The organism is Alteromonas sp. a30, from assembly GCF_026788005.1.
In the GTDB taxonomy this organism is placed as follows: domain Bacteria; phylum Pseudomonadota; class Gammaproteobacteria; order Enterobacterales; family Alteromonadaceae; genus Paraneptunicella.
In genome coordinates this window covers 17,652-28,488 of sequence record NZ_JABEPE010000029.1, presented here as the reverse complement: position 1 = coordinate 28,488, position 10,837 = coordinate 17,652, and the positions used below count along the sequence as shown (strand labels likewise).

The following is a 10,837-nucleotide window of genomic DNA, read 5'->3' as shown; positions in this document are numbered from 1 at the left end:
TATTCATATAGTTAATGTTGGTTTATTCGTGGTGTTACCAAAATTACTGTTTTCCGACACCCCCACCAATTTTAAGCTGATATTGAAGCGCAGGGCTTTATTTCTTTTGATTACACTTACTCTTACAATGCGCCATCAACCGCTGGATGTTTTTCTGTGCGCGTAAACTTTAGACGCTAACTCAATTCATAGGCTTCGTTGTTCTTAGTCTTGTTTCTATTTCAGTGTGTTGAACGCTTCCTACATCGAGCTATGTGGGCCAAGATTTTTAAATGAAGGACGTGAGGTTTTGATGGGAAAATTTGAGTATTTAAGCGCAATGAAACATGCATTTTTAATATTTGGAGAATTTGTTATTTTTATCAAATTTTGATGAGGAATTTATCTAGAATAAAAGGCTAACCATTTGATTTATAAATACAATTATGGTTTACTTTGTGTTTCATGGGGTGTCAGGGGTCGGAGGTTCAAATCCTCTCACACCGACCAATTCCGCGCCCCACTTGCTTTTCTAGCCTAATTCCACATATAGCATCCTCAGACGTCTTTCACGAAGTCCATATTTAAGTTCCTGCTTCACTTCGTACAGCATTTTCAACACCGGATATTGTTCTGCAAAGACATTAAAACGAGCTGTGAAAAGATGAACCATGTCGGTGTTTAGGGCCGTGTAACAAACTTAGCTGTAGGACCGTTGTTAGGATTATTCGTTAAAATACAATGATATAGATACTCCTGCGGGAAGCCCAAACTGAATTGAGTAGCTATGCCAACCACCCCCACCTCTATATACATTTAACGCTTTTTCTAAGAAATAAGTAAAATCGCCAGCCTTTTTTTACAAGGCAGGCAGAATTCAATGTCGGGCTTTTTGATTAAGTAGGTTCAATACCCAATCAATTGCCCCAAAACCACCACAAACAAAACCCTTTTATCAACCTCACTCACACCAAGCAGTTGTCTTTCTGGGTATTAAATGCTGTTTCTTGGCGTGAGCTGGTGCATTATAAATTCCAGCTTCTTAAAATAATTATCTGTGAATCTTGCGGGTGACTTTTGTAATTGAGGCTCTATAAGGGGGCGATAATGGCTCTTTACCTAATCCATGGTTGTAGTGGCATAAAAAAAGGCAAACCATGACAGTTTGCCTTTATAAGAATTAATTAGCTATTAGATAGCTACAATATTCTCGGCTTGAAGACCTTTTGGCCCTTGAGTGATTTTGAACTCGACCTGCTGACCTTCAGTTAGCGTTTTGAAACCAGAGCTAACAATTGAATTAAAGTGTGCAAAAACGTCTGAGCCAGACTTTTGCTCAATAAATCCAAAACCTTTAGATTCATTGAACCATTTTACGGTACCAGTAGTTACATTAGACATGATAGATATCCTGTAGATAATAAATATAAGAATGCCTTAGTTAGGCATGAATAAGCGGGAAATATAAATAGAAATTTACAAACTACAGGACGAAGAACTACGAAATAACGCTACGAAATGGAGGTAATAAAAATAGACTTACTTTCAAGCTGCACACACAGTATAGCCCCTACTAATTAAAGTCAAACGTTTTTTCAGGATTAGGCTAAATAACGTGATACGAGTTAAAAAACGGCAGTATTTGTGTAATTTAGTGGCCGGCTTTAACAAACCCAACATTATTTAAGGTATTTTTTTATTTCTTCTGATTGCCAAGGGTAGGCGAGAGAATTCTAATTAAAGTAACTCATTAATTAGGGGAGGCTTATAAAGCCCTTGGTTATTAGCCAAAGGCTTATGTTTCATAAATAGAATGCGAGATATGAATTTATAGGGGAGCTGGCGGTTCGACCGGTTTTCCTCCTGTTGTAAAAGCTGGAACCACTGGTTTTCCGCTGATTGTGAATGGCGGGTCTACTGGTTTCCCGCCAGTATAAAATTGGGGGTCAACAGGCTTGCCACCTGTTTGTATCGTTTGACTTAATTTGTCGCCTACTTTGTGGGCAATTGCAGGGGTATTTATTGTTGTGAATAATAAAATAATCGCGATGCTTTTTAGTTTCATGATGTCCTCACTTTTAGGGTTAAGTAATGGGTTACGTGGTCCTGTGAGGCCACGGACATCATAAAGGGTTACAAAAAAATGTTACAAATTATACTTTTATTTTATTTCTTCGAGTGACTTTTATGGCTTGATCGGCTAGTAAAAACAAGAAGATAAAGGCCAATATATGATTTGTTAATGCATACAAATTGTAAATAAGAAGGCTATTTAGTGAAAATAAATGTCTTGCTAAATATTCTGCAAGCGTTACTAAGTTGATTACGATGAAATACAACGCAAGTTGATAAACATAATAGTCAACTTTTAATGGTGTAATGTTTTTATTGGGAGCTAACTCAAGTGTCCAAAAACAACGTGAGGAGATGGCTTTTCGAACGAATAAATTTAGTGAAATCAGAAAAATATACCAATGCGTATTTAGAAAACGATAATCATTGATAAACCAATATATTTCTGCCCCAATCATGATACATAAACTGGTTAATGTGAGATAAAACAATGAATCGTTTCGTCGTAGAAATAAGGCGAAAATACAAAATAAGTAGGTCACTACTTTTAGAGAAAGGGAGTCGATTATAAGTAAGTAGGCTGTTTCTTCTACTAAGCGCTCCACGATAATAATGAGCGTAACACCAAGCAAATTAACATCGTTACGAAATGCAAATGCAATAATAAAAAGGGATGTAAAAAAGATCCTGTCGAATAGGAAGGGTTTTCCAAAGGTTAGCAACCCCAAAGCGAGAAACAGACCGATTAATAACGCAGAAGTTAAATGCTGTAATAATGGTCTTAAAACCATCTAAATCCTAAATATTCGTGTGACCAAATTCATAAAACTCATTTTTGTTTCTTTCGTCGCACCTGTTGCGCATGCTCTCCACCAATCTTCTCGAATATCGTCGGAGAGTGCTGATATTGCACTAAAGTGGCAATTTTCTATTGCTGAAACGGTTTCCCTGCTTACTTTTAACCTGCTAGCTAACGCTTGCTGCGTAAGTCCTGCTTCCAAACGCATCTGTTTTAACAAGTGTGCTTTTTGTTTATGGATCTTATTACTACTTTTTAAAGCCATGACGTCAACATAATATATTATATTTTATGGAAAAATTTACATTTGTGTGTAAACCCGTCTTCAATAGAACAATTTTGGAGGTGTTTTTTTCATGATATATGAAACAAAAACGGTGCGAATTCTACACTAGCTTATCTTAGGTGTAACCCAAAATTGTGAATATTTCATCTCTAAAATGAAAATATAGTAAGGCCGATTTGCCTCTCTATTGGTTTAAATCTAATAAAGGTTACACTTAGGCAACTTTATTGCCAGAGAGCCAATGTAGATAAACAGCACTAACTGCTCAAAATCTGTTCCGTTCTGTCAATGTATTGCGTAAAAATTAAATTGCCATCCGTATTATCTTGTGACTTATTTATTTGATACTGCGCTGTTTTTGTTAAAAAGCTGGATTTCTCATATGTCAATTTGTTTTTGATATTTTGGTATTGATTTGCATCTTCTAGATAGTGGCCTAAATTCGCAAGGCTGCTTAATATTGCGACTAATATGGCATCGATGGAAATGAATGTTTGTATCCAAATAATGTGTGACGGTGAATAGTGCCAGAATACAATAAGTAGCGGGAGTAACATCGCACAATAGGTTTCGTAGCGTTTAATGCGTCGATAGCAGCGCATGTTGCCTTGTGCTTTATCTTCATAGAGTTGAATTTGGGGGTCGACTCGTTCTTGAATGTATTGTTCTACGGTCCAATTCTGCATTGTTGTTGACATGATCTTTCATGTTGCCATTTGATAAAGGCTAGACCTTTTTCCAACGAAAATAATTCCAATTTTATTGAGATACTTTAGGTCGTCTTGGTTGACATCAGACCCATGTTAGCCCATAAAAGTTAGGCGTATTTGTGGGTTGGAATATTACCAGTAAAGTCGTTGGTAACAGGTTGTTTTCCATAGCCCTCTTTAGAGTAACTAAAGGACTCTTTCATGATTGAATTTAAGTTAAATGGGAAAGCCGTTTCTTCCAAAGCCGACCCAAATACCCCATTGCTGTGGGTTATTCGCGACGAAATCGGATTAACAGGAACAAAATTTGGGTGTGGTGTTGGTATGTGTGGGGCTTGTACTGTGCATGTGGAAGGCATTTCTATCCGCTCCTGTTCGTTTAAGCTTAAGATGGCGAAAGGAAAAAGCGTAACGACTATTGAAGGTTTGAATAATGCTCATCCTTTACAAGCTGCATGGGCACAAGAACAAGTGCCGCAGTGTGGTTATTGCCAGTCCGGCCAAATTATGCAAGCCGCTACGTTATTAGAAGCTAATCCGAATCCAACCGATGAAGAAATTGTTCAACACATGCAGGGCAATTTATGTCGATGTATGGCTTATGCTCGAATTAAAAAGGCGATTAAAGTCGCTGCAACTAATACATCATCTGTTCAATACTTTGATCCACGTTCTAACGCCGATGAGGGGGTGATGTCATGAGTTCGGGCGAAAAACAACGAGTCGATATTGATACTTCCCGTCGACATTTCTTAGTAGCAAGCGCGAGCGCCTCTTTAGTTATGGCTTTTGCACCTTCGGTTACGTTAGCAAAGCAAGAGGGAGCTGCTGAACGGGTGAATCAAAAACGTTTCTCTCCAACTGTTTGGTTTGAGATAGACACCGAAGGAAAAGTCTTAGTTAATATTGCCAAAGCTGAAATGGGGCAGCACGTTGGAACGGCGCTTGCGCGCATTGTTGCCGATGAATTAGGGGCAAACTGGGACGACATTGATATTAAACATGTTGATACCGATCCTAAGTGGGGCTACATGGTAACAGGCGGTTCGTGGTCTGTGTCGACAAGCTTTCAAATGTTGTCTCAAGCAGGAGCCGCTGGGCGTATCGCGCTAGTTGAGGCTGGCGCTAAGTTAATGTCGAAAAAGCCTGAACAGTGTCGAGTTGAGCAGGGGTTTGTTGTTTGCCAAGGAGATAGAACGTCTTTTGCGGACATTGTTCGAAAGGGCGAAATTAGTCGAACTTTCACAGAAGAAGAGTTGGCCGCAATAGCGTTAAAACCAAGTAAAGAATATTCGTTGATAGGCAAAGCTTCAAAGGCTCTTGATATTCCTGAGAAAATTAACGGTACTGCCCAGTATGGCATTGACGTTGAAATCCCGGGAATGATTTATGCCCGCCCGATTGTTCCACCTACTCGATATGGTAATACGGTTAAGTCGGTTGATGATTCTAAAGCAAAGTCACTCTCGGGTTATATTGGCTATAAAGTCTTAGTTGATCCAAGCGAGCATTTGCACGGGTGGATCTCGGTCTTGGCGGACAATTATTACACTGCCATCAAAGCAGTTGATTTGATCAAGGTAGATTACGCACTGAGCCGATTCAATCAGATCGATGAACAAGCTGTACAAGAACATGCTAGAACGTTAATACAAGACGAGAAAAAAGGGGCTTTGTTGATCAACGATGGCAATGTGTCTACTGCTAAGGCGCAGTCAAAGCAGGTCATTGAAGCTGAATATACAACCTCAACGGTGTCACACTTCCAACTTGAACCGGTTAATGCTACTACCGAATATAAAGACGGTAAGTGGATCATCCACACCGGAAACCAATGGCAATCACTAACATTGCCAGCCGTTGCGAAGGCGCTAGGCGTAACGGATGATAAGGTTGTACTGAAACAATACTATTTAGGTGGTGGTTTTGGGCGTCGTTTATTTGGTGATTACGCCATTCCTTCTGCGTTAACAGCCAAAGCGGTGGGGATGCCTGTAAAAATGGTCTTTACACGAGAAGATGATTCTATGTTTGCCCAACCTCGCTCTTCTTCTGTTAGTCATTTTAAAGGTACCGTGGCTGAAGACACATCATTGCTTGCGGTTGAACATACAATATCTTCTGGCTGGCCAACACTAAGTATGGCGCCGGGATTCCTTGCCAAAGGCTTAAACGGTGAAGGGCAAATTGATATGTTTTCCGCCAGTGGCGCAGATCACTGGTATAGCTTGCCAAATCATAAAGTCAGAGTGGTGAATAACTCTTTAGCGAATGAAACCTTTTTGCCCGGATGGTTACGTTCAGTTGGCCCGGGTTGGGTAAATTGGGGCGTTGAATCATTTATGGACGAGTTGGCTCATGCAAATGGTATTGACCCAGTCCAATTTAGATCGCAACTGTTAGATGGAAAAGGTAAGCAAGCCGGGGATATTCCGAAGAACAAAAATGGCGCATTAAGGCTGAAACGTGTGTTAACAAGGGTTGCCGAAAAAGCGGAATGGGGCAGGGCTTTGCCAGAAGGTGAAGGGCTCGGCATTGCGTTAACTTACGGGCAAGAACGAACAATGCCAACTTGGGTTGGTGTTGCTGCACATGTGAAAGTAGACAAGCAAAGTGGTGAGATTACTTTGAAGAAGCTTTGGGCAGTAACCGATTGTGGAAAGGTCGTTCATCCTGATGGTGCAATGGCACAAATGGAAGGTTCGCTATTATGGGGTGTGAGTCTAGCGCTTCATGAACAAACTAAGATTGAAAATGGGCATTTAGCGGATTTAAATCTGACAACTTACTCCCCTCTTCGAATGGATAATATGCCGGAATTGGATATTGAGTTTGTTGAAAGTGATGAAGTTCCTGTTGGTCTTGGAGAACCGGGAGTGGTGGCGGTTGCGCCAGCAGTAGGTAATGCAATATATAATGCGGTAGGTGTGCGTTTGCGCTCCTTACCAATGCAAGCTGAAACTCTTAAAGCACAGTTGATATAGTGTAAGTAACTGGGGCCATTTGATATGTTGAATCAGCATTGACAATGGTCTTTTGGCTGAACATATATATTTATTGGCCGGAGTTTAGAATAAAAAAAGGCCGCATCAATGATGCGGCCAAAGGTACGTTTTGAATTTGTGCTATCTGCATCCCTGCAAATTAAAGGTTCAGATTTGAAACTTACTTAATTACGTCTAGGTCATACCAAGGAGTAGGGTTAATTGGGCAACGGAAACGAACGCCATCTTTACCTACTGTAACTTTAGCGATTTTAGTTTCACCTGGCTCAAGAGGGAACATATCTAAAGTTTTCTTGTCGTCGATAGACTGAATTTGGAAACCAACAAGCTTATCAGCTTTATTAGTTACTACGAATTCGTATTTACCTTCTTTAAGGCCGGCAACAGTTTCTTTCGCTTCGAAGTAGCCGTTAAATTCGTCAAGGTTGATAACAGTTACACCATCATCTCTTGTGTGTGGAGTACCAGCAAACGCGCTTAATACAACGCTAGATGCAAGTACGAAAACTGCTGTTAATTTCAAAATGAGTGCTTTCATGTTAATTGCTCCAATACAAATAGTATACTCAGCGACAGATGTCGCTTGTTGCTCAATCGAGGCTGTACTATAGTGGCAACTTTAAATACCTTTTGCATCAGAAAGTCCATATTTTATGTCAGATCGTCCAAGCGTATATTTAGATAATCCTGATGCACTGAGTTCTGTGATGAAGCAGCTCGGTTTATCAGCGAACGTGTATGTTAGTGGTGAGTTTTGTGGAGCTTGGGCTGTAGACTCAAGCGGTAGTCGTAAAATGCCGTTTCATTTAATTAGCAAGGGAGAAGCTTGGTTGCATCTTCCCGAAAAGGAACCTGTAAAAATGAATGAGGGGAGTTTAGTTCTCTTTCCTCATGATAATAAACACATTATTGCCAGTTCTGTAGATGCTCCTGATCCTGACCTTATCAATGCCGAATTCGATACTCCTGATGGAACAGGTACGCATATGATTTGTGGCTTTTTCGAATTTAAGAATAAAACGGCTTGGCCATTACTCGATTCTTTTCCCGACTGGCTTATTCTAGATATGAGTTCAATTGGTAAAGCTACCTATTTGAAAAATATCATTGAATTGTTAATCGCCGAATTAGATACAAATGAACCGGGAATGTATGCTGCAATTGAGAATTTAGCTCATTTGTTGTTTACACAAATTATTCGGCAGCAAATTCGGGCCGATCAACTCCAATCAGGTTTGTTATTTGCTTTATTTGACTCAAAAATTAGTCGAGCATTGTCTGCTATTCATAACAATCCAGAGTCTTCTTGGTCACTTGATTCTTTAGCTGCAACCTGCGCGTTAAGTCGTTCTGCATTTGCACAAAAGTTCCAAGATTTGGTGGGGATGTCGGCAATGAAGTATTTAACGCACTGGAGAATGCAGCAAGCAACGCTGTTGTTAGAAAGTTCTCAGCTTTCAATTGCCGAGATAGCTGAGCGTTGTGGGTATGAGTCTGAGCCTGCATTTAGAAAGGCGTTTCGTAATACAACTGGCAATACGCCTGGAAGTGTCAGGCGCGTTATTTAGGTAGTCGGAGAGCCTATTTAATCCTTCCCCAAATTCCTTGGATCCTCCATATCGGTTCTTGCTCATTTTATTTTTATTATGTGAATTAAATATTCGTTTATAAATGTTTAATTCACCTTTTTTATTTCATCACCTAAATTTAATTATGCTTATTTATCATTTTTGCTTTAATGTTGAAAATGGCTTCTTTAAAACTACAAAATTACAACCTTATTGAAGTGTTTTTGCTCGAAAAAAATACGCTTTTTGAATTGAAATAATTTTCATTTCGCCTCTATCGGTAAATATAATTCTCGTTTTTTAGGTTGAAAATATATGCTATATAGCATAGCGATGGTTTTTATTTGCCTATAAATAGTTGATATGTATTTTAATTTTTCAGTTTACGTAAAATTGCTTTTAAAGGTAAGTTAAACGACCTATAATGTGTGGCAAAAGTCATCGTTGTGAGGTGTTAAGATGAAGGAGCTAAACCCCATAAGCTGTGGTATACCAGCTGCGTTCTTGGAAACTTGGTTGAGTTTATCTTCGGATAGCCAAGATCTTTTTAGTAAAGAAAGGTACGGTTTTTTTCTCATTAACGAAGTCGGTGACGTAAATCTTGCCGAAAAATCATTAACTCAAGACTGTGAGGAGCACATTTGCACCGATGGTCGTTTCTTCTAAATTTGTGCTTATATCTCCCTGAACCTGATTAATAAGGATGTTTCCCCCCACGAAAACAGGGATGTTTTCCATTATTTGTATAGATAGCCTTCCAATCATCAATTTACATAAACCTGTTTTTAGGCTTGCTATTTCTATTATCTGCGACAGAATTCTCCCGGACAGTTACAGACAGACTTATGAGGACATAATGGTTGATAAATTAACTGAATCGGCTTTGCAAGATGCGTTAGCAGAACTAAATGAGGGGCTAGAAGTAGTGTGGCAATTGAAGGATGGGAAATTGCATAAGACGTTTACATTTAAAACCTTTATTCGTGCATTTGGCTGGATGACACAAATGGCTATTTGGGCCGAGAAACTGAAACATCACCCTGAATGGTTCAATGTTTATAACCGTGTTGAAGTGAACTTAACAACACATGATGCCGATGGTATCAGTGAGCTAGATTTTAAGCTGGCAAAAAAAATGGAAACCTTTTATTCGTGACGCTAAAAATGGCTTAGCCATTCATTAATTGAGTGCTTGGCGTTTTTCGTTAAGCACTTTTATATAATGGCGAAGCATAAAGTAAGCGAGTAACAACCCACTCAGTGTGTAGAAGAGTCCTTCGTCATGAGAATGCAGCGTGACCTCGACTTTCATATCGAATAATCCACTCGAGAGCAATGCATCAAGCGCTAGCCCAGAAACAATCGCACCAGCAATCACTCCAAACAGGTACGCAAACATTGCTTTTTTGCCAAGCTCGTTAGACAAAGCTCCTAACGTAGCAATATTGGTAGCGGGACCGGTTAACATAAAAACAAGAATAGCACCGGGAGAAACCCCTGCCATCAGCATTCCTGCGGCTACGGGAGTTGAAGCCGTCGCACATATATACATGGGAATACTGATAATGATCATCACAAGCATGGTGATAAAGCTATTGCCCCATTGGCTTAAAAAGGATTCTGGTACGAAGGTTTGAATAATCGCCGCAAAGACCAATCCAATCAGCAACCAATTCACGGTATCCCCTAACAATTTCACAAATGAGAACTGCATAATTCGCTGATACGTGGATTGTTGGATTTTACTTTTCCCACCACAGCATGATGCTTTTTCGGGGGCGGGTTTCGGCGGAGCTTCTTTAACCATCGCGCGAACAGATTCCCCAGCCAGAACAGCACTAAAGATAGCTGCAATAGGACGAGCGATAGCCATTAACGGACCCAGAAGGGCATAAGTCATTGCGATAGAATCCACACCCGTTTCCGGTGTGGCAACCATAAACGAAGCCGTTGCATTTTTGGAAGCTCCTCTGCGCCTTAAACCTAGGGCCGTGGGGATGACGCCACATGAACAAAGAGGGAGGGGGGCGCCAACAACGGCTGCTTTAACCGAGTGTCCGAAGGAAGCCGTGCCTAACTGCTTGCGCAACCAAGATTCAGGTAAATACACATTAATAATACCTGCGATACCGTAACCAAGTAGCAACCAAGGAGCGGATTGTGTGAACAAGTCCCAAAAGTTAGCGAGTAAGTTCATAAATGTCGGCATCTTTTAATTGGTTTAAGAAAACAACGTACTGCATTTTATCGGCTCTGCTCATTTGTGTACATCTCTCATTTTGTGTCTGCTTATGTCGACTGACTTTTTGCTCAAGAAAGGTTTATTTATTGGGTTAATATAATGTCTCTGTTCTTATTTGAATGGTTAATTTTGTTCATGATTTAAAATACTCTTAATGAGAGATATATTCCTCTTT

At 39.9% G+C, this 10,837-nt stretch carries 12 protein-coding genes; 5 read left to right on the top strand and 7 right to left on the bottom strand.

Annotation, left to right across the window (positions count from 1 at the left end; all coding sequences use genetic code 11):
• Positions 1 to 1,170: 1,170 nt before the first annotated feature.
• The 5 genes from HJG39_RS17870 to HJG39_RS17850 form a co-directional block, all read right to left on the bottom strand.
• Positions 1,171 to 1,380, bottom strand: coding sequence for a cold-shock protein (locus HJG39_RS17870; RefSeq protein WP_268411579.1), 210 nt, complete (start codon positions 1,378 to 1,380; stop codon positions 1,171 to 1,173).
• Between the two features lie 427 nt (positions 1,381 to 1,807).
• Complete coding sequence (locus HJG39_RS17865; protein WP_268411575.1) at positions 1,808 to 2,044, bottom strand: hypothetical protein; 237 nt, start codon at positions 2,042 to 2,044, stop codon at positions 1,808 to 1,810.
• An 88-nt stretch (positions 2,045 to 2,132) separates the two neighbouring features.
• Positions 2,133 to 2,843, bottom strand: coding sequence for a hypothetical protein (locus HJG39_RS17860; RefSeq protein ID WP_268411572.1), 711 nt, complete (start codon positions 2,841 to 2,843; stop codon positions 2,133 to 2,135).
• Complete coding sequence (locus tag HJG39_RS17855; protein WP_268411569.1) at positions 2,844 to 3,116, bottom strand: helix-turn-helix domain-containing protein; 273 nt, start codon at positions 3,114 to 3,116, stop codon at positions 2,844 to 2,846.
• A gap of 278 nt (positions 3,117 to 3,394) precedes the next feature.
• Entirely contained in the window at positions 3,395 to 3,835 is a 441-nt protein-coding gene (locus HJG39_RS17850) for a DUF4231 domain-containing protein (RefSeq protein WP_268411566.1), read from the bottom strand.
• Between the two features lie 213 nt (positions 3,836 to 4,048).
• Here HJG39_RS17850 and HJG39_RS17845 point away from each other — a divergent pair, with 213 nt between their 5' ends.
• Positions 4,049 to 4,549, top strand: a complete 501-nt coding sequence (locus HJG39_RS17845) for a (2Fe-2S)-binding protein (RefSeq protein ID WP_268411563.1) — start codon at positions 4,049 to 4,051, stop codon at positions 4,547 to 4,549.
• Positions 4,546 to 6,831 (top strand): xanthine dehydrogenase family protein molybdopterin-binding subunit, encoded by a 2,286-nt coding sequence (locus HJG39_RS17840; RefSeq protein WP_268411560.1) that lies wholly within the window; start codon positions 4,546 to 4,548, stop codon positions 6,829 to 6,831. The genes HJG39_RS17845 and HJG39_RS17840 overlap by 4 nt, the downstream gene beginning before the upstream one ends.
• 181 nt (positions 6,832 to 7,012) lie before the next feature.
• Here the strand turns inward: HJG39_RS17840 and HJG39_RS17835 are convergent, their stop codons facing one another.
• Positions 7,013 to 7,390, bottom strand: a complete 378-nt coding sequence (locus HJG39_RS17835) for a hypothetical protein (protein ID WP_268411557.1) — start codon at positions 7,388 to 7,390, stop codon at positions 7,013 to 7,015.
• Positions 7,391 to 7,505: 115 nt separating this feature from the next.
• Between HJG39_RS17835 and HJG39_RS17830 the strand changes: the two genes are divergently transcribed.
• The 3 genes from HJG39_RS17830 to HJG39_RS17820 all read left to right on the top strand — a co-directional run bounded on the left by HJG39_RS17830 (position 7,506) and on the right by HJG39_RS17820 (position 9,576).
• The gene (locus tag HJG39_RS17830; protein ID WP_268411554.1) at positions 7,506 to 8,420 is read left to right on the top strand and encodes an AraC family transcriptional regulator; all 915 of its coding nucleotides are present in this window, start codon (positions 7,506 to 7,508) and stop codon (positions 8,418 to 8,420) included.
• 516 nt (positions 8,421 to 8,936) lie between these two features.
• Entirely contained in the window at positions 8,937 to 9,086 is a 150-nt protein-coding gene (locus tag HJG39_RS17825; RefSeq protein WP_268411551.1) for a hypothetical protein, read from the top strand.
• Between the two features lie 190 nt (positions 9,087 to 9,276).
• Positions 9,277 to 9,576, top strand: coding sequence for a 4a-hydroxytetrahydrobiopterin dehydratase (locus tag HJG39_RS17820; RefSeq protein WP_268411549.1), 300 nt, complete (start codon positions 9,277 to 9,279; stop codon positions 9,574 to 9,576).
• Between the two features lie 24 nt (positions 9,577 to 9,600).
• Here HJG39_RS17820 and HJG39_RS17815 read toward each other — a convergent pair whose 3' ends face one another.
• Positions 9,601 to 10,617: a permease gene (locus HJG39_RS17815; protein WP_268411546.1), complete on the bottom strand. Its 1,017-nt coding sequence runs from the start codon at positions 10,615 to 10,617 to the stop codon at positions 9,601 to 9,603.
• Positions 10,618 to 10,837 lie beyond the last annotated feature (220 nt).